Source organism: Kordia sp. (assembly GCF_965283645.1).
GTDB lineage: Bacteria > Bacteroidota > Bacteroidia > Flavobacteriales > Flavobacteriaceae > Kordia.
The window spans coordinates 2,440,593-2,460,024 of the sequence record NZ_CBDIPG010000001.1 but is presented as its reverse complement, the minus strand read 5'-3'; the positions used below and the strand labels follow the sequence as shown (position 1 = coordinate 2,460,024).

General features: G+C 36.1%; 15 protein-coding genes. 13 read left to right on the top strand and 2 right to left on the bottom strand.

Translation table 11 applies throughout. From position 1 onward, the window contains the following. Nucleotides 1-26: 26 nt before the first annotated feature. Nucleotides 27-236 (top strand): hypothetical protein, encoded by a 210-nt coding sequence (locus ACQ654_RS10850; protein WP_430410350.1) that lies wholly within the window; start codon nucleotides 27-29, stop codon nucleotides 234-236. A gap of 79 nt (nucleotides 237-315) precedes the next feature. Continuing rightward, nucleotides 316-1,629, top strand: a complete 1,314-nt coding sequence (locus ACQ654_RS10845; protein ID WP_430410349.1) for a hypothetical protein — start codon at nucleotides 316-318, stop codon at nucleotides 1,627-1,629. Nucleotides 1,630-1,701: 72 nt separating this feature from the next. Here ACQ654_RS10845 and ACQ654_RS10840 read toward each other — a convergent pair whose 3' ends face one another. Beyond that, nucleotides 1,702-2,523: a universal stress protein gene (locus ACQ654_RS10840; RefSeq protein ID WP_430410348.1), complete on the bottom strand. Its 822-nt coding sequence runs from the start codon at nucleotides 2,521-2,523 to the stop codon at nucleotides 1,702-1,704. A gap of 157 nt (nucleotides 2,524-2,680) precedes the next feature. On the opposite strand from ACQ654_RS10840, the gene rimP reads away from it, so the two are divergent. The 3 genes from rimP to infB are packed head-to-tail and all read left to right on the top strand — an operon-like array spanning nucleotide 2,681 to nucleotide 7,292. Further along, nucleotides 2,681-3,145, top strand: a complete 465-nt coding sequence (gene rimP / locus ACQ654_RS10835; RefSeq protein ID WP_430410347.1) for a ribosome assembly cofactor RimP — start codon at nucleotides 2,681-2,683, stop codon at nucleotides 3,143-3,145. Nucleotides 3,146-3,158: 13 nt separating this feature from the next. Further along, nucleotides 3,159-4,391 carry a transcription termination factor NusA gene (gene nusA, locus ACQ654_RS10830; RefSeq protein WP_298419051.1) on the top strand — a complete coding sequence of 411 codons (1,233 nt, stop codon included), beginning with the start codon at nucleotides 3,159-3,161 and terminating at the stop codon, nucleotides 4,389-4,391. Nucleotides 4,392-4,448: 57 nt separating this feature from the next. Next, the gene (infB, locus tag ACQ654_RS10825) at nucleotides 4,449-7,292 is read left to right on the top strand and encodes a translation initiation factor IF-2 (RefSeq protein ID WP_430410346.1); all 2,844 of its coding nucleotides are present in this window, start codon (nucleotides 4,449-4,451) and stop codon (nucleotides 7,290-7,292) included. Nucleotides 7,293-7,365: 73 nt separating this feature from the next. Here the strand turns inward: infB and ACQ654_RS10820 are convergent, their stop codons facing one another. Further along, nucleotides 7,366-7,764, bottom strand: coding sequence for an SPOR domain-containing protein (locus ACQ654_RS10820; protein ID WP_430410345.1), 399 nt, complete (start codon nucleotides 7,762-7,764; stop codon nucleotides 7,366-7,368). Nucleotides 7,765-7,977: 213 nt separating this feature from the next. On the opposite strand from ACQ654_RS10820, the gene ACQ654_RS10815 reads away from it, so the two are divergent. The 8 genes from ACQ654_RS10815 to ACQ654_RS10780 are packed head-to-tail and all read left to right on the top strand — an operon-like array spanning nucleotide 7,978 to nucleotide 19,394. Next, nucleotides 7,978-9,264, top strand: a complete 1,287-nt coding sequence (locus tag ACQ654_RS10815; RefSeq protein WP_430410344.1) for a cytochrome c3 family protein — start codon at nucleotides 7,978-7,980, stop codon at nucleotides 9,262-9,264. Nucleotides 9,265-9,297: 33 nt separating this feature from the next. Next, nucleotides 9,298-12,486 (top strand): TAT-variant-translocated molybdopterin oxidoreductase, encoded by a 3,189-nt coding sequence (locus tag ACQ654_RS10810; protein WP_430410343.1) that lies wholly within the window; start codon nucleotides 9,298-9,300, stop codon nucleotides 12,484-12,486. A gap of 35 nt (nucleotides 12,487-12,521) precedes the next feature. Further along, nucleotides 12,522-13,913 carry an NrfD/PsrC family molybdoenzyme membrane anchor subunit gene (gene nrfD / locus ACQ654_RS10805; protein WP_430410342.1) on the top strand — a complete coding sequence of 464 codons (1,392 nt, stop codon included), beginning with the start codon at nucleotides 12,522-12,524 and terminating at the stop codon, nucleotides 13,911-13,913. Beyond that, nucleotides 13,906-14,436, top strand: coding sequence for a DUF3341 domain-containing protein (locus ACQ654_RS10800; protein WP_430410341.1), 531 nt, complete (start codon nucleotides 13,906-13,908; stop codon nucleotides 14,434-14,436). The genes nrfD and ACQ654_RS10800 overlap by 8 nt, the downstream gene beginning before the upstream one ends. Nucleotides 14,437-14,440: 4 nt before the next feature. Next, nucleotides 14,441-15,013 carry a c-type cytochrome gene (locus ACQ654_RS10795; RefSeq protein ID WP_430410340.1) on the top strand — a complete coding sequence of 191 codons (573 nt, stop codon included), beginning with the start codon at nucleotides 14,441-14,443 and terminating at the stop codon, nucleotides 15,011-15,013. 28 nt (nucleotides 15,014-15,041) lie between these two features. Beyond that, nucleotides 15,042-16,466 carry a quinol:cytochrome C oxidoreductase gene (locus ACQ654_RS10790; protein ID WP_430410339.1) on the top strand — a complete coding sequence of 475 codons (1,425 nt, stop codon included), beginning with the start codon at nucleotides 15,042-15,044 and terminating at the stop codon, nucleotides 16,464-16,466. A 26-nt stretch (nucleotides 16,467-16,492) separates the two neighbouring features. Beyond that, nucleotides 16,493-17,554, top strand: a complete 1,062-nt coding sequence (locus tag ACQ654_RS10785; protein WP_430410338.1) for a cytochrome c oxidase subunit II — start codon at nucleotides 16,493-16,495, stop codon at nucleotides 17,552-17,554. A gap of 40 nt (nucleotides 17,555-17,594) precedes the next feature. Then, nucleotides 17,595-19,394 carry a cytochrome c oxidase subunit I gene (locus tag ACQ654_RS10780; RefSeq protein WP_430410337.1) on the top strand — a complete coding sequence of 600 codons (1,800 nt, stop codon included), beginning with the start codon at nucleotides 17,595-17,597 and terminating at the stop codon, nucleotides 19,392-19,394. The last annotated feature ends 38 nt before the right edge of the window (nucleotides 19,395-19,432 follow it).

Genomic DNA, 19,432 nt, shown 5'->3' with positions numbered 1-19,432 from the left:
GGAATACTAACTAAACAGAAAACAGTATGAAAAAAAAGAAAATCAAACTCCATAAAATGATGTTGAATAAAACACGTATTTCAAATTTTAGTATCACAGGAGGAATGCTAGAAACATCAGTTTCATTCTTTGTAGCATGTCCAGAGCCAGTGCCAACAGGAGTAGCATGTAAGCCATCAAAATGGTGTACTTCATGGCGACCAACACAATGCGATAGAGGTCCGTGTGGTAACTAAGCATTTAAGCCTAAAAAAGGAGAAACCAGAAAATCCTAAAATCAAATAAAAGAGTACGGAAGACCAAAACCAAAATAATATGAAAACAAAACATATAAAAATAACTTTTATAGCAATAGCACTCATGTTTATGACTGCTTGTTCTAATGATGAGGTTGCTGTAGAAGAGCAAAACATTTCATTAGACCAGACAGAAATAGCAAAACAAGCGCCTGAATATGAGGGCTTATTTGAATACGCTCGATTACTCTCAGTAGCAATCGATAAGCACTCAGGAATGAATGAAGTGTTACAAGAAAAGGCGTTACAATTACAACAAACAGGATATTATGAACAAGAATTTTATGCGGGAATGCAAGGAAAGCAAACTGCGCAGGAATTCGGAAATCAATCCATTAACAACATCTTAGAAGAATCTAATACCAAAGCAGGAACCAAAAAAATAAAAGAAATTTTAAAAACAAACCCTGCAATGTCTGTCTTGTTAATTGGAGATAAAAAAACACCAAATTTTTCCAATCGTGTATACGTAGATAACGGTTTTGATGATATGGATCCGATGGAAATCATTTACTATTATAAAAAAGGAATTTTACACTCAGAAATGTTAAGTCAAGAGCCAACTTCTAAAGCGTTCATAGTAAGAAACAGTGAAGTATATGTGCCTGAAAATGAAGAAGCATTAGCAAAGGCAAATGGTAATGAGGTAGTTACTTTATTTTCATATGAAAACGGAAAAGTAATCAAAGTAAGTACAGGATCAGTAAATGCTGAATTGGTGCCAATTGACGACGAAGAGCCAGGCGGAGGATTTCCACCGCCACCACCGCCACCGCCAAGTTGTAACGAACCTTGCGAACGCGATTGCGAAAACGGCACAGAAAATTTATGGCGCTTTAGAACAGAAAACGATTACGATGGAGCTTTTAGAGGGAAAGGTGAATGGTTTTTTGTAATCATTTGGGCAGATGGTGTTAACTACACATTGCAAAATGGTGGAGTTACAGTAACCGGTCCGGCATTGAGCTATTTGCGTACGGGTCAAATAAATAATGTGCGTGGCGATAACTCATGGCATTATCCTAATTTCAGCTCCATCATTTGGAATAGAGAACCATCACCAGGAAATCCAGTTGGAGATGGTAACAGAATGAAAATAGCATGTTTTGAATCTGATGGCGGAAGTACAAAAACGATTTCTTTTACACTTACATACAGTCTTAAAACACAAAGTGCAGGAACATTTGGGTTTAACTTCCCTGTAAGTTTTACTATCAACAATGGAGATGATTTTATTGGAGAATATCTGGTGGAATATTGTCATGATATTGGTTACAACGGATTCATCTATCATCCAGCAGGAGAAGTAGATTTCCAACATAACGAACGATAAAAAAAGTAAATTCATGAAAAATCCCAATCAATTATGATTGGGATTTTTTATATATAAATCGTTCAATCTTCATTAAATTTTAAACGTAATCACAGGTCGCATTGCATGATTTACCAAATCTTCACTAATACTTCCGTTAAAAAAATGTGCCAAACCTTGTCTTCCGTGTGTGCTCATTCCGATCAAATCGGCATCAATAGACTTTGAAAAATTCAAAATTCCATGTTCAATAGTATCATCATTATAAATATGCTTTTCAAAATTTGGAATCTCAAAATCAGCAATAAAATCGTTCATCTTCTTTTCGGCTTTTGCTGTACTTACAAAACGATTTGGAGTATTTACATATAATAAATATAGTTTCGCATTAAAGCTGTTTGCAAAATCTAACGCTTGTTCAAACACGAGTTTTTGATCGTCTGAAAAATTAGAAGCAAACACAAAGCTATCTACATTAAAATTCTCAATATCATTTTTAATAACCAACACAGGCGCATCCGAAGTACGAACCACTTTTTCCGTATTAGAACCGATAAACATTTCCTTCAATCCTGAAGCGCCACTAGAACCCATAACAACCAAATCAATATCATATTGATTAATAGCTTCCGTGATTCCGTCAAACGCTTTTTGCGATTCTACCGTAACATGCACGTTAATATCTTTCATATACGCTTTCTCCATCGTTTTCTCAAAGCGTTCGTTGGCAATCTTCATAAACAACAATTGTTCAGGGACATTTAAATTAGTGTCTCCAGACAATAAATGTGACGGAAGTTCGAGCATATGCATCAAGTGAATTTCGGCATTATTTTGCTTAGCCAAAGAAGCGGCAACTTTTAAAGCATATGTAGCTTGTTCGGAAAAATCAGTGGGAAGAAGGATTTTTTTCATAATTGAGGTGAAATTTTAATATATGTACTAAAGTTACAAATAAAATCCTTTGTTCGAATAGTTTTTAAAATTCGAAAAAATATGTATATTTGCACCGTTGTACGAAGAAAAGAATAAAAATGAGGGGACTTTAAGTCCCCTCTTTTCATACTAAAAAATGTTCAAAGAGAAGGTTAATAATTTATTGCAAGAGGTGCTCTCAGAAGAGCCGTCTTTATTCTTGATTTCAAAAGAAATTAAAGCAGGAAACAAAATCACTGTTGTGATAGATGGAGATAATGGAGTTACATTAAGTGACTGCATGAAGGTAAGTCGTCACATTGAACACAACTTAGATAGAGAAGAAGAAGATTTTTCATTAGAAGTATATTCTTCAGGTGTTTCGGAAGGATTAACACACATCCGTCAGTACAAAAAAAATGTAAATAGAAAATTGGAAGTAGTCATGGCTAACGACAAAAAGGTAGAAGGTACTTTGGTAGAAGCTGATGATGAAAAAATTAAACTGCAATGGAAAGCGCGCGAGCCAAAACCCATTGGAAAAGGTAAAATAACGGTTCAAAAAGAACAAGAAATACCTTATAAAGATATAGTAAAAGCAAAAGTTATGGTAACATTTTAATTAAAGACATGTCATGGAGAATCTAGCATTGATTGAGTCGTTTTCAGAATTTAAGGACGACAAGCTAATAGATCGTGTAACGCTAATGGCGATTTTAGAAGATGTTTTTAGAAATGCATTAAAAAAGAAATTTGGGTCAGATGATAATTTTGATATCATTATAAACCCTGATAAAGGTGATTTAGAAATTTGGAGAAACAGAATTGTTGTTGCAGATGGAGAAGTAGAAGATCCGAATCAGGAAATTGAACTTACAGAGGCAAGAAAAATTGAACCAGATTTTGAAGTAGATGAAGATGTGTCGGAAGAAGTAAAATTAATTGACCTTGGAAGAAGAGCAATCTTAGCATTACGTCAAAACTTAATTTCTAAAATACACGAACACGATAACACAACAATCTATAAGCAATTTAAAGATTTAGTAGGTGATATTTACACAGCAGAAGTGCATCACATCAGGCACAGAGCTGTAATACTATTAGATGACGAAGGAAATGAAATTGTGTTGCCAAAAGAAAACCAAATTCCATCTGATTTCTTCCGTAAAGGAGAAAATGTAAGAGGAATTATTGATAGAGTAGACTTAAAAGGAAATAAGCCTATGATTATCATGTCGAGAACAGCACCAGAATTCTTGGAAAAATTATTTGAACAAGAAATTCCAGAAGTTTTTGACGGACTAATAACAGTGAAAAAAGTAGTAAGAATACCAGGTGAAAAAGCAAAAGTAGCCGTTGATTCTTATGATGATAGGATCGATCCTGTTGGAGCATGTGTGGGAATGAAAGGTTCTCGTATCCATGGAATCGTGAGAGAGTTAGGGAACGAAAATATAGATGTAATCAATTACACAACAAACTTACAACTATACATAACACGTGCCTTAAGTCCAGCAAGAGTGAGTTCATTAAAAATTAATGAAGAAACAAAGCGTGTTGAAGTATTCTTAAAACCAGAAGAAGTTTCAAAAGCAATTGGAAAAGGTGGATTTAACATCAGATTGGCAGGACAACTTACAGGATATGAAATAGATGTATATCGTGAAGGTGTTGAAGAAGATGTTGAATTAACTGAATTCTCAGATGAAATTGAAGCTTGGGTAATTGAAGAATTTAAGAAAATTGGTTTAGACACCGCAAAAAGTGTTCTAGACCAAGAATTAGACTTCCTTGTAAAGCAAACTGATTTAGAGGAAGAAACCGTAGGGGAAGTAATTAGAATTCTAAAAGAAGAATTCGAAGATTAATGAAATAGAAAAAGCAATTTTTTTATTTTAAAAGAGGGTAAAAATTTAAAATAGCTTATGGCTGAACAGAACAAAATAAGGCTAAGTAAAGTACTACGCGAATTGAATATTTCAATCGATAGAGCTGTGGATTTCTTGTCGCAGAATGGACATTCTGTGGAAAAAAGACCGACCACAAAAATATCGCAGGAAGTATACAACGTGTTGCTTGATGGTTTTCAAACCGACAAAAGCAAAAAAGTAGCTTCTAAGGAATTAGGAGAAGAGAAAAGGAAGGAGAAAGAAGCGTTGAGAGAACAACTTGTAAAAGAACAAGAAGAAGCACAACGTAGAAAAATGCAGCGTGAAGAAGTGGTGCGTGCAAAAGCAAATCTTTCTGGACCAAAAACGATTGGAAAAATAGATCTAAACCCTCAAAAAGAAAAATCGAAGCCGGTACAGAAAAAAGCTGAAGAAGCACCTAAAGCTACTCCTGCGAAGGAAGTTCAAGCACAGCCAAAGCAACAAGAACAACCAAAAGCAGTAGAAAAGAAAGAAGCTCCTAAAAAAGAAGCACCTGTAGTAAAAGCTCCAAAAGTTGTGCCAGCTCAAAAACCTGCAAAGGTTGAGGTTAAGCAAACTAAAAAAGTTGAGCCAAAAGCAAAAGCAACGGAAAAGCCTGCCCAAGCACCTGCTAAAACTGAGGAAACTTCAACCGAGCCAGAAAAGAAAGTAATTACTACAAAATATCAAAAACTTTCAGGTCCTAAAATGACAGGTCAAAAAATTGACTTGACACAATTTAACAAGGCCAAAAAGAAAAAAGACGATAACAAAAAAGAATCCGAAGCTGACAAAAGAAAGAAACGTAAGCGTATTTCTAAATCAGGTCCAGGAGGAAATAATAACCGTTCAGGCGGAAACAATAACAACCGCGGTGGAAATCGTGGAGGTAATCGTGGAGGAAACCGTCGTGGAGGACAAGTACGTAAAGCTCCTGTGGCTAAAGTTGAGCCAACAGAAGAAGAAGTACAAAAACAAGTACGTGAAACGCTTGAAAAGCTGCAAGGGAAAAGTAACAAGTCCAGAGGAGCAAAATATCGTAAAGATAAGCGTGATGTACGTAGACAGAAAAACGAAGAAACGCTAGAGCAACAAGAAGCAGAAAGCAAAGTATTAAAAGCAACAGAATTTGTAACTGTTGGTGAACTTGCAACAATGATGGATGTTGGAATCAACGAAATCATTTCTAAATGTATGATGCTTGGAATCATGGTAACCATGAACCAACGTCTTGATGCGGATACGCTATCAATAGTTGCCGAAGAATTCGGATTTAGTGTAGACTTCGTTGCGGCTGATATTGAAGAAGCAATTCAAGAAGAAGAAGATGCGCCTGAAGATTTATCACCAAGAGCACCAATTGTAACAGTAATGGGACATGTTGATCACGGTAAAACTTCCTTATTAGATCATATTCGTAAAGAAAATGTAATTGCAGGTGAATCAGGTGGAATAACACAACATATCGGAGCATATGGTGTAACACTTGAAAGTGGTCAACGAATAACATTCTTAGATACACCAGGTCACGAAGCCTTTACAGCAATGCGTGCACGTGGTGCGCAAGTAACCGATATTGCAATTATTGTAATTGCAGCGGATGATGATGTAATGCCTCAAACAAAAGAAGCAATCAGTCACGCACAAGCGGCAGGTGTTCCTATCATATTTGCGATAAACAAAATTGATAGACCAACAGCAAATCCAGAAAAAATTAAAGAGAAATTAGCATCCATGAATCTTCTTGTAGAAGATTGGGGAGGAAAAATTCAATCGCATGATATCTCTGCAAAAACTGGATTAGGGGTTGATGAATTACTAGAAAAAGTATTGCTTGAAGCAGAATTACTTGAGTTAAAAGCAAACCCAGATAAAAACGCAGTAGGAACTGTAGTAGAAGCATTCCTTGACAAAGGTCGTGGATATGTATCAACAATTCTTATCCAAAACGGTACATTAAAAATTGGTGATTACTTACTTGCTGGAAAGCACAGTGGTAAAATCAAAGCAATGTTTGATGAACGTGGTAAAAAAGTGAAAACTGCAAATCCTTCAACACCAGTTTCAATTCTTGGTTTAGATGGAGCGCCACAAGCAGGTGACAAGTTCAATGTATTTGAGGACGAAAAAGATGCAAAACAAATTGCAGCAAAGCGTACGCAATTACTAAGAGAACAATCTGTAAGAACGCAAAGAAGAACAACATTAACAGATATAGGTCGAAGAATAAAAATTGGAGATTTCCAAGAATTAAATATCATTCTAAAAGGTGATGTGGATGGTTCTGTGGAAGCGTTAACCGATTCATTCCAGAAACTATCTACGGAAGAAATTGAAGTAAAAATCATTCACAAAGGAGTTGGAGCCATCACAGAGAGTGATGTGTTATTGGCAAGTGCTTCTGATGCGATTATTATCGGATTTAATGTGCGACCTGCAGGAAATGCAAGAATGGTTGCAGATAAGGAAGAAATTGATATCCGAGCATACTCAATCATCTACGATGCTATCAACGATGTAAAAGATGCAATGGAAGGATTATTATCTCCTGAAATGAAAGAGGAAATTACTGGGAATGCTGAAATTAGAGAAACATTCAAAATCTCTAAAATCGGAACAATTGCTGGTTGTATGGTAACAGATGGTAAAATTTATAGAAACGCTGGTATCCGATTAATTCGTGATGGTGTTGTAATTTATACAGGTGAATTAGCTTCGTTAAAACGTTTCAAAGACGACGTAAAAGAAGTTAGTAAAGGATATGACTGTGGATTACAAGTTAAAAACTACAACGACATCAAGGAAGGTGATATTGTAGAATGTTTCCAAGAAATAGAAGTGAAAAAGAAATTGAAATAAATCATCAATTCAAACGCATAAAAAAAGGATCGCAATTGCGATCCTTTTTTTATATACAAAATATTAAAAACATTTAATTTTTCTTCTTTGGTGGTATAAATGCAAAAGCATTTGGAAACGTTTTCTTCACTTCTTCCAAATAACGATCAGCTTCCAAACTTGTTCTAAAATTACCAACCCAAACTTTATAATTTGGAGTTTCAAACTTCATTTTTGCCTGCATGTCTCTATGGTTTATTTCAAATTTCGACTTTGCTCTTTCGGCATTCTTGCGATTTCCGTTAAAAATTTGAATCTTATAACGGTTGTCATTATCCGTTTCTTGGTTAATTTCTGTCTTATATGTAAGTAATTTATCTATTTTAGGGTTTTTAGACAAGTTAATCTGTCCTTCCTGTGCGCTGGTAATTCCTGTATAAAAAAACGCGCTTAATGCAATAATGGTTATCTTTTTCATTGTTAAAAATCTCATAATGAATACAATTTAGTGCAAATGTAAAATATACTAACGAACTTTAGTAGAGAAATCTTATTTAGAATTACTATAAATTACAAATTAAGAGTTCTCTAACATTTCTCAAATTAAACGCTATTTGTATTTTTGCTCAAATTTGGAAAATGCATGAACATCTAAGTTTATAATAAACTCTGAAAAAACCATGCCAAATTAAGAAGACTTTAAAATATGAAAAAGGTGAATCACCGTAATTCAATTTCAAGAATTTTAGGAATCGCGCTAGCGCTAATGCTGGCATTTTCAACTTCTCTCTTTGCACAAGATGAGGCTGCAGTTAAAGCGGGTAAAGGTTTATTTAATGCAAACTGTGCTGCTTGTCATAAGTTAGATAAAGCTTCAACGGGTCCAATGTTGAGAAATATTGAGCAACGTTTAGCTGATGAAGAAGGTTTAGACAGAGAATGGTTGTACAGTTGGATTAAGAACAGTAGTGCAATGATTAAGTCTGGAGATGCATATGCGGTTAAAGTATATGAAGCTAACGGAAAGAAAGCCATGACTGCTTTTCCACAACTGAAAAATGAGGATATTGACAATATTCTTGCGTATACAGCTGCTGAGCCGCCAGTTAAGTCAGGCGATGATAAAAAGTCTGTTCAGGTAGTTGAGTCAGGCTTCTCAAATCAAATGGTACTTTGGGCATTAATCGTATTATTCGGTTTATTAGCTTTAGGTTTATTCTTAGTGAACAAGACACTTCGTAAATTTGCGGTTGCAAACGGAACATTAAATCTTGAAGAAGAAACAAAAGGAACGCCAATCTGGAAAGCATTTGCGCAAAACCAGTTCTTGGTAATTATAACAACAATCTTCTTCCTATTAGGATCTGCATACTTTGCATACGGATACTTAATGCAAGTTGGAGTAGATCAAGGATATCAACCAATTCAGCCAATTCACTTCTCGCACAAAATCCACGCAGGAGATAACAAAATAGAATGTAAATACTGTCACTCTTCTGCAAGAGTAAGTAAACATTCAGGAATTCCATCACTAAACATTTGTATGAACTGTCACATGAATATCGGTGAATACAACGGTGAAACTTCAGCTAAATATTCAAAAGATTTCTATGATAAAGAAATTCAGAAAATATATGAAGCTACAGGATGGGATCCAGCAGAACAAGCATACGTAAATGAGCCGAAACCAGTAAAATGGGTTCGTATTCACAACCTTCCAGATTTCGTATATTTTAATCACTCACAACACGTTTCTGTAGCAGGAGTTGATTGTCAAAAATGTCACGGAGAGATTGAAGCAATGGAAATAGTAGAGCAACATGCTCCATTAACAATGGGATGGTGTATCAACTGTCACAGAGATACAGATGTGAATGTAAAAGGAAATGCTTATTACGAAAAAATTCATGAGCAGTTAAAAGAGAAATATGGTGTTGAATCATTCAAAGCGTCTCAAATGGGAGCGTTAGAATGTGGAAAATGTCACTATTAATATTAATTAAGAAGCTAATTTTATATATATAATATGGCATCAAACAAGAAATACTGGAAAAGTGTTGAGGAGTTAAATGAGAATAGCTCCATTGTTGAGACGCTTAGACAGAATGAGTTTGTAGAAGAAGTTCCTGTAGATGAATTCTTAGGGGATAAAGAGACGTTAGAGTCTTCTTCAACTTCTCGTAGAGACTTTCTTAAATATGTTGGTTTTAGCACAGCCGCCGCTACATTGGCAGCGTGTGAAGGCCCCGTAATTAAATCTATTCCTTATGTAGTGCAACCAGAAACAATTATTCCTGGTGTTGCTGACTACTATGCAACAACAATTGCAGATGGATACGATTTTGCAAGTATCTTAATTAAAACAAGAGAAGGTCGTCCAATCAAAGTTGAAAACAATAAAGAAGCAGCTGTAAAAGGAAGCGCAAATGCTAGAATTCAAGCATCTGTGTTATCCTTGTATGATAGCATGAGAGTAAAGCAACCAAAAATTGCTGGCGAAGATGCTTCTTGGGAACAATTAGACACGGAAATAGGACAAAAGTTAACTCAGTTAAATGCCGCTGGAAAACCAGTTGTATTGCTAACACAAACTTTTGCAAGTCCTTCAACGGCTAAATTGGTTGGAGAATTCAAAGCTAAATATCCAAATGTTCGTCATGTAATATATGATGCAATATCTGAATCTACTGCGTTAGATGCTTACGAAGCAAAATACGGAGAAAGAGGTTTAGCTGATTACGATTTTTCTAAAGCAACACTAATTGTATCTGTCGGAGCTGATATCTTAGGAGATTGGCAAGGTGGTGGGTATGATGATGGGTATGCCAAAGGAAGAATTCCTACTGGGAAAAATGGTAATGCAAAAATGTCAAGACACATTCAATTTGAATCAAACATGACATTGTCTGGTGCAAATGCCGACAAGCGTGTGCCATTATCACCAGCTGATCAAAAAGTAGCTCTAGCTAAAATTTATGCAGGAATTACAGGGAATAGTGTTTCTGGAAGAAAACTCTCTGACAAAGCTGAAGATGCGATTGCAAAAGCAGTTGGTCAAATCAAACAAGCAAAAACAAAAGCGGTTGTCGTATCTGGAATCAATGATGTAGATGCGCAAAGCTTAGTGTTAGCAATTAATGAGTATATCAATAGTGAAGTAATTGATACAGATGCACCTCGCAAAATAAGACAAGGTAAAGATAGCGCTGTCGAGAGAGTAGTTTCAGATGCTAAAAACGGAACTATTGGCGGAATCATCATGGCTGGTGTAAATCCAGTATACACATTAGCCAACGGAGACGAGTTTGCTGAAAGTTTGCAAAAACTAGAATTAGCGGTAACGTTTACACTAAAAGAAGACGAAACAGCTCTAAATACAAAATACATTGCTCCGGCTCCACATTACTTAGAATCTTGGGGAGACGTAGAAATGAAAAAAGGTCATTACAGTCTAATGCAACCTACAATTCGTCCATTATTTGATACAAGACAATTTCAAGATGCTTTATTAAAATGGACTGGAAATGAAAAAACATACTATGAGTACATCAAGGATACGTGGTCTACAGGTATACTAAGTCTTGGTACTTCTTGGAACAAAGCAGTACATGATGGTGTTTACAAAACTAGTATGACTATCGGTTTAGCTGATGAAGCTACAGATGCAATTGAAGAAGCTGACGCTGGACAAGGAGAAGGAGAAGGAGAAACTGAAGAAGTTGCTACTCAAAGTACAGACGCTTCTGCACAGGCTAGAAAATTAGCTGGAACAAAAGCCGCTACCGGAATGGAGTTAGTATTATATGCTAAAACAGGAATGGGAGACGGACAGCAAGCAAACAATCCTTGGTTGCAAGAATTTCCTGATCCAATTACAAGAGCTTCTTGGGACAACTACTTGACAATATCTCAGGCAGATGCAAAAGCAAAAGAGTTAGAAAACTGGAATGTTGCTAATGGCGGATTAAATGGTCATTATGTAAATATTACTGTGAATAATGAGGTTATTGAAAATGTACCTGTAATTATTCAGCCAGGACAAGCGCCAGGAACTGTTGGTTTGGCAGTAGGATATGGTAAAGAAGCTGGAATCAAAGAAGACATGCAAACAGGTGTAAACGCTTATAGAGTTTACAATAATTTCAATACAGTTCAGGCAGTATCAATTGATCCTGTTGCTGGCGAGCACAAATTTGCTTGTGTGCAGCTGCATAATACCTTAATGGGTAGAGGTGATATCGTAAAGGAAACAACGTTAGAAATTTTCAATACGTACGATAAAGAAGATAAAAAACATGGGTGGAATGTAATGCCACACGTGTCTAAAGATCATGAAATGATCGCTGCAACTTCACCAGAGGCTGATTTATGGGATGAATTTGATCGTTCTGTCGGACATCACTTCAACTTGTCAATTGACTTAAACGCTTGTACAGGATGTGGAGCATGTGTAATTGCATGTCACGCAGAAAACAACGTGCCAGTTGTTGGTAAAACGGAAGTAAGAAGAAGTAGAGATATGCATTGGTTGCGTATTGATAGATACTATTCTTCTGAAGAAACATTTGAAGGAGATGATGACAGGAAAGAAAACTTTAGTGGATTATTTGGAGAAAATGGTTCATTAGATGGCTTCTTAGGATTAGAAGATCCAGCAGAAAACCCACAAGTAGCTTTCCAACCAGTAATGTGTCAGCACTGTAACCATGCTCCATGTGAGACGGTTTGTCCTGTTGCGGCAACATCGCACGGTCGTCAAGGTCAAAACCATATGGCATACAACCGCTGTGTGGGAACACGTTACTGTGCAAACAACTGTCCTTATAAAGTGCGTCGATTCAACTGGTTCTTATACAATAAGAATGACGAATTTGATTATCATATGAATGACGATTTAGGTCGTATGGTATTAAATCCAGATGTAGTAGTACGTTCTCGTGGAGTTATGGAAAAATGTTCTATGTGTATTCAAATGACACAAAAAACAATTCTTGATGCAAAACGTGATGGACGTGAAATTAAAGATGGAGAATTCCAAACGGCTTGTTCAGCAGCATGTAGTTCTGGTGCAATGGTATTTGGAGATATCAACGACAAAGAAAGCAAAGTAGCTGAATTACTAGAAGACGATCGTATGTATCATTTACTAGAGCACGTAGGAACGAAGCCAAACGTACAATATCACGTGAAGGTTAGGAATACAAAAGAAGCATAAAAAAAGAATTAATAAGAAACAATTATAAACGGATTATGGCGTCGCATTACGAAGCACCTATAAGAAAACCCTTAGTAACTGGGGACAAATCATATCACGATGTAACTCTTGATATTGTTGCTCCTGTAGAAGGAAAAGCCAACAAGCAATGGTGGATAGTATTCTCTATTGCATTAGTAGCATTCCTTTGGGGAATTGGATGTATTATTTACACAATATCTACTGGTATTGGAGTTTGGGGTCTTAACAAAACTGTCGGTTGGGCTTGGGATATCACAAACTTCGTTTGGTGGGTTGGTATTGGTCACGCAGGAACACTGATTTCTGCCGTACTGTTACTTTTCCGTCAAAAATGGAGAATGGCAATTAACCGTTCTGCGGAAGCAATGACCATTTTCTCAGTAGTACAAGCAGGATTATTCCCAATTATTCACATGGGACGTCCTTGGTTGGCATATTGGGTATTACCAATTCCAAATCAATTTGGATCACTATGGGTAAACTTTAACTCACCATTACTTTGGGATGTATTTGCAATCTCTACATATTTATCTGTATCATTAGTATTCTGGTGGACAGGTTTATTGCCAGATTTTGCAATGATTAGAGATAGAGCTGTAAAGCCTTTCCAAAAGAAAATATACAGTTTAGTAAGTTTTGGATGGAGTGGACGTGCTAAAGATTGGCAACGTTTTGAAGAAGTGTCATTGGTATTAGCTGGATTGGCAACACCATTAGTACTTTCTGTACATACCATTGTATCGTTTGACTTCGCAACGTCTGTAATACCAGGATGGCATACAACAATCTTTCCTCCATACTTTGTGGCAGGAGCGATTTTCTCAGGATTTGCAATGGTAAATACGCTATTGATTATTATGAGAAAAGTATGTAATATGGAAGACTATATTACAGTACAACACATCGAATTAATGAACATTGTAATTATGATTACGGGTTCTATAGTTGGTTGTGCATACATCACAGAATTATTCATCGCATGGTATTCAGGAGTTGAATACGAACAATATGCATTCTTAAACAGAGCAACTGGTCCTTACTGGTGGGCATATTGGGCAATGATGACATGTAATGTATTTTCTCCACAATTTATGTGGTCTAAAAAACTGAGAACAAGTATTGTATTCTCTTTTATAATTTCTATTGTCGTAAACATTGGAATGTGGTTTGAGCGTTTCGTAATTATCGTAACATCATTACACAGAGATTACCTTCCATCATCATGGACAATGTTTTCACCAACGTTTGTAGATATAGGAATATTTATAGGTACGATTGGATTCTTCTTTGTATTGTTCTTACTATATTCAAGAACATTCCCTGTAATTGCTCAGGCGGAAGTAAAATCAATCTTAAAATCATCAGGAGAAAAATATAAAAAACTAAGAGACGGTAACCATGAGTAGTAAAGTAATACAAGCAATGTATACCGATGACGATGTGCTAATGTCAGCAGTGAAAAAAGTACGTCAAGAAAATCATCATATCGAAGAAGTGTATACGCCATTTCCTGTACATGGACTAGACAAAGCTATGGGACTTGAGCCTACGCGACTTGCAATCACAGCATTCATGTATGGATGTGTTGGATTAGCGGTTGCATCAACAATGATGTATTATATCATGATTGTTGATTGGCCACAAAACATTGGTGGAAAACCAAGTTTTAGTTTCTTAGAAAACATGCCAGCATTCGTGCCAATTATGTTTGAAATGACAGTATTTTTTGCGGCACATTTAATGGTAATCACATTTTACATGAGAAGTAAATTATGGCCATTTAAACAAGCTGAAAATCCTGATCCACGAACAACAGATGATCATTTCTTAATGGAAGTAGCTGTTCATGGAGGAAATGAAGATAAGTTAACAGCATTGTTGGAAGCAACAGGTGCTACAGAAATTAAAGTCACTGAAAAAAAGCATTAATAAGATGATAAAGAACCTTATAAAAATAGGAGTCGTTTTTGGAGCAGCATTGCTGATGACTTCATGCTTTAATAAATCACAGCCAAACTACCAGTATTTTCCAAATATGTATGCGCCTGTAGGATACGAAGCTTATCAAGAAGTTGATGGTGTTCCTTTTGGAGGATTTGAAGGAAAAATGGAAGCACAACTTCCAGCAGAAGGAAGTGTAAAAAGAGGTTGGATGCCTTATGAGTATGAAAATACCAACGAAGGATACGACGCGGCAAAAGCAGAATTGAGATCTCCATTACTAACCACTGAAGAAAATATGGCAACAGGTAAAGAACTTTACGGTATTTACTGTGCTGTGTGTCATGGAAACAAAGGAGACGGAAACGGAATTTTAGCACAACGTGAAAAATTCTTAGGAATTCCAAAATACAATGATCCTGCAAGAGCCATTACAGAAGGAAGTATTTACCACGTAATTATGTATGGTAAAAACAACATGGGATCACATGCTAGTCAATTAGACACGCAAGAGCGTTGGCAAGTTGTTCAACATGTATTAAAGTTGAAGGCAGATTTAAAATAAGATCAATAAAGACATAGAATTATATACAATGTATACGTTTTCAAATAGATTAAGACTTTTCGCAATAATTTCCATGTTACTTGGACTTGTCTTGGTAGGAATTAGTTTTGCTACTACACCAGGTTCTGTAGAAGAAATGAAAGCTCATGAAGCTTCACATGGTCATGGTGGACATGGAGAAGAAGCAAGTCATGACGATGGAAAAACAGCACATCATGACGATCACAAAACGGATGCTCATGCAACAAATGATCATCATGGAGAAGCGTCTCAAGACGATGCGCATGCTTCGGAAGAACATCATGGAGCAGAAGCTGGTCACCATGATTCAGCAAAGCACGATGAGCACAAACTAACACAATTACAAAACAAGCCTTGGGCTGCCATATATATTGCGGCATTCTTCTTTATGATGATATCATTAGGAGTATTGGCTTTTTATGCAATACAACGTGCCGCACAAGCAGGATGGTCGCCAGTACTATTTAGAGTAATGGAAGGAATCACAGCATACATTATTCCTGGAACAATTGTAATGATTATATTAATTGCTTGTTCTGTAATGCATTGGAATCACTTATTCCATTGGATGGATCCAGAATTAGTAAATCCAGATAGCCCACATTTTGATAAGTTAACTGCTGGTAAACAAGGATGGTTAAATGGACCTTGGTTCATCATCAGAGCTATAATTTACAGTAGTATTTGGATAGCATATCGTCAAATTTCTAGACGCTTTTCTTTACGTCAAGATGAATCGAACGATAACAGTAACTTCAAGAAAAACTTTCGATTAGCGGCTGTATTCTTAGTATCATTCCTAATCTCAGAATCAATGATGTCTTGGGATTGGATTATGTCTTTCGATCACCACTGGTTTAGTACACTATTTGGATGGTATGTATTCGCAAGTATGTTTGTGTCAGGAATTACAGTAATTGCACTAATCACAATATATCTTAAATCAAAAGGACTATTGCCATATGTAAATGATAGTCACTTACACGATTTAGCAAAATTTATGTTTGGAATTAGTATTTTCTGGACATACTTATGGTTCTCTCAATTCATGTTAATCTGGTATTCAAACATTCCAGAAGAAGTAACATACTTCATCACACGTATTGAAGACTATAACTTGCCATTCTTTGGAATGATTGCACTGAACTTAATATTCCCATTATTAATCTTAATGAATAGTGACTTTAAGAGACTTAATTGGATTATAGTAATTGCAGGTATTGTAATCTTATTTGGTCACTACATAGATGTATTCAATATGGTAATGCCAGCTACAGTTGGTCCAAATTGGTCATTAGGAATACCAGAAATAGGAGGAATATTGTTCTTCTTAGGATTATTCATACTTGTAGTATTTACTACATTGACAAAAGCACCATTATTGGCAAAACGAAATCCGTTTATTGAAGAAAGTAAACAATTTCATTATTAATTAATCTCAAAACAGTATAAAATAAGATGACTACTGGTTTACTAACGTTTATAGTAATTATCCTCATTGCAATCGCAATTTGGCAGCTGACGAAGATTTTCGATTTATCTCAAGCAAAAGCAGATAATTCTCAGGTAGCGAACGACAAGGATAACAATATCAATGGATACCTTATGATGGGATTCTTGATGTTCATATACATTATCACCATAATATGTTTCGTAAAATGGGGTGATTTACCATTAATTGGAAATGCCGCATCTGAACACGGAGCAACTGTTGATACATTAATGATCATATCGATGGTATTGATCTTTTTTGTGCAAACACTTACACAAGCATTATTACACTACTTCGCATTCAAATACAGAGGAAAAGAAGGTAGAAAAGCATTGTACTATGCTGATAATGATAAACTAGAATTTATTTGGACAATCATTCCAGTAATAACATTAGCAGGTTTAATTCTTTACGGATTATTTACGTGGAATGAAATCATGGATGTAAACATGGAAGATGATCCAATTGTAGTGGAGCTATATGCACAACAGTTCAACTGGAAAGCACGATACGCAGGTGAAGACAATGTATTAGGAAAAGCTAATGTTCGCTTAATCGATTTAGGTCCTGCGGCAAACATCTTAGGTTTAGATACGGAAGATCCGTATGCACAAGATGATATCGTTGTTCAAGAACTACACTTGCCTGTCAATAGAAAAGTAGTTTTCAAAATGCGTTCGCAAGATGTACTTCACTCAGCGTATATGCCACACTTTAGAATGCAAATGAACTGTGTTCCGGGGCAAACTACAGAATTTGCTATGACGCCATCAATGACGACTGAGGAAATGCGCGAAACAGCAAAAATTACAAACAAAGTAAGACGTATAAATGACATCAGAGCGGCTAAAAGTGAAAAACTATTAGCAGAAGGTGAAGATGCATTAGAAGCATACGAATTCGATTTCCTTTTATTATGTAATAAAATTTGTGGTGAATCGCACTACAACATGCAAATGAAAGTAATCGTAGAAAGTCAAGAAGATTACGATAAGTGGATCGCAACACAAGAAACTTTCGGAAAATAGAAATAATTAAAAGAATCATTAAAAGATATAATATATAGATATGTCAGCAACAGCAGTACACGCAGAAGATCACGGACACGACGATCACGGACATCATCATAAAGAGACATTCATCACTAAATATATATTTAGTCAAGATCATAAAATGATTGCCAAGCAGTATCTAATTACAGGTACAATCATGGGAGTTATTGGTATCATGATGTCTATATTTTTCCGTATGCAAATTGCATGGCCAAAGGAATCATTTACAATCTTTGAAGTATTTTTAGGGAATTGGGCACCAGGCGGTGTATTAAGTGCAGACAAATACTTAGCCTTAGTTACTATTCACGGTACTATCATGGTATTCTTTGTATTAACGGCTGGGTTAAGTGGTACATTCAGTAACTTACTAATTCCATTGCAAATTGGAGCACGAGATATGGCTTCAGGATTCTTAAACATGGTATCGTACTGGTTATTCTTCATTTCAAGTGTAATCATGGTATTATCTTTATTTGTTGAAGGTGGAGCGGCATCAGCAGGTTGGACAATCTATCCACCATTAAGTGCCTTACCAGAAGCAATTCCAGGATCAGGATTAGGAATGACGTTATGGCTAGTATCAATGGCAATATTCATTGCATCTTCATTGCTAGGTTCATTAAACTATATCGTAACGGTAATCAACCTTCGTACAAAAGGAATGTCTATGACAAGATTACCACTAACAATTTGGGCGTTCTTTGTAACGGCTATCATTGGTGTGGTTTCGTTCCCAGTATTATTATCAGCGGCATTATTATTAATATTTGATAGAAGTTTCGGAACATCGTTCTATCTATCCGATATATTCATACAAGGAGAAGTATTGCACTATCAAGGAGGTTCGCCAGTACTGTTCGAACACTTATTCTGGTTCTTAGGACATCCAGAAGTATACATTGTATTACTTCCTGCATTAGGTATCACCTCAGAAGTTATTGCCACCAACTCTCGAAAACCGATTTTTGGATATCGAGCCATGGTAGCATCCATCTTAGCAATTGCATTCTTATCAACAATTGTTTGGGGACATCACATGTTTATCTCAGGAATGAATCCGTTCCTAGGATCTGTATTTACATTCACAACATTATTAATTGCAATACCATCAGCGGTAAAAGCATTTAACTATATCACAACACTCTGGAAAGGGAATTTGCAGATGAATCCAGCAATGCTATTCTCTATCGGATTAGTATCAACATTCATCACCGGAGGATTAACAGGAATTATTTTAGGAGACAGTACATTAGATATCAACGTTCACGATACATACTTTGTTGTAGCACACTTTCACTTAGTAATGGGAATATCTGCACTATACGGAATGTTTGCGGGAGTATATCACTGGTTCCCAAGAATGTTTGGTAGAATGATGAACAAAAACTTAGGGTATGTTCACTTCTGGGTAACAGCTATCTGTGCGTACGGAGTATTCTTCCCAATGCACTTTATAGGAATGGCTGGTTTACCAAGACGTTACTACACAAACTCTGAATTCCCATTATTTGATGATTTAGCAAACGTAAATGTAGTAATTACATTATTTGCTATCATTGGTGGAGCATTCCAATTAGTATTCCTATACAACTTCTTCGGAAGTATGTTCTTTGGAAAGAAAGCACCGCAAAACCCATGGAGATCAAACACATTAGAATGGACAGCACCAGTAGAGCATATGCACGGAAACTGGCCAGGAGAAATTCCTCATGTACACCGTTGGGCATATGATTACAGTAAGCCAGGACATGATGATGACTTCGTTCCTCAGAATACACCAATGAAAGATGGTGAAGAAGAGTTACATCACTAACATCTCCGTGAAAATGGAGATCTCATGAAAAAGAAAAT

Coding starts and splice junctions, on each gene's coding strand:
- ACQ654_RS10850 (WP_430410350.1), top strand. CDS start 27: ATGAAAAAAAAGAAAATCAAACTCCATAAAATGATGTTGAATAAAACA.
- ACQ654_RS10845 (WP_430410349.1), top strand. CDS start 316: ATGAAAACAAAACATATAAAAATAACTTTTATAGCAATAGCACTCATG.
- ACQ654_RS10840 (WP_430410348.1), bottom strand. CDS start 2,523: ATGAAAAAAATCCTTCTTCCCACTGATTTTTCCGAACAAGCTACATAT.
- rimP (WP_430410347.1), top strand. CDS start 2,681: ATGTTCAAAGAGAAGGTTAATAATTTATTGCAAGAGGTGCTCTCAGAA.
- nusA (WP_298419051.1), top strand. CDS start 3,159: ATGGAGAATCTAGCATTGATTGAGTCGTTTTCAGAATTTAAGGACGAC.
- infB (WP_430410346.1), top strand. CDS start 4,449: ATGGCTGAACAGAACAAAATAAGGCTAAGTAAAGTACTACGCGAATTG.
- ACQ654_RS10820 (WP_430410345.1), bottom strand. CDS start 7,764: ATGAGATTTTTAACAATGAAAAAGATAACCATTATTGCATTAAGCGCG.
- ACQ654_RS10815 (WP_430410344.1), top strand. CDS start 7,978: ATGAAAAAGGTGAATCACCGTAATTCAATTTCAAGAATTTTAGGAATC.
- ACQ654_RS10810 (WP_430410343.1), top strand. CDS start 9,298: ATGGCATCAAACAAGAAATACTGGAAAAGTGTTGAGGAGTTAAATGAG.
- nrfD (WP_430410342.1), top strand. CDS start 12,522: ATGGCGTCGCATTACGAAGCACCTATAAGAAAACCCTTAGTAACTGGG.
- ACQ654_RS10800 (WP_430410341.1), top strand. CDS start 13,906: ATGAGTAGTAAAGTAATACAAGCAATGTATACCGATGACGATGTGCTA.
- ACQ654_RS10795 (WP_430410340.1), top strand. CDS start 14,441: ATGATAAAGAACCTTATAAAAATAGGAGTCGTTTTTGGAGCAGCATTG.
- ACQ654_RS10790 (WP_430410339.1), top strand. CDS start 15,042: ATGTATACGTTTTCAAATAGATTAAGACTTTTCGCAATAATTTCCATG.
- ACQ654_RS10785 (WP_430410338.1), top strand. CDS start 16,493: ATGACTACTGGTTTACTAACGTTTATAGTAATTATCCTCATTGCAATC.
- ACQ654_RS10780 (WP_430410337.1), top strand. CDS start 17,595: ATGTCAGCAACAGCAGTACACGCAGAAGATCACGGACACGACGATCAC.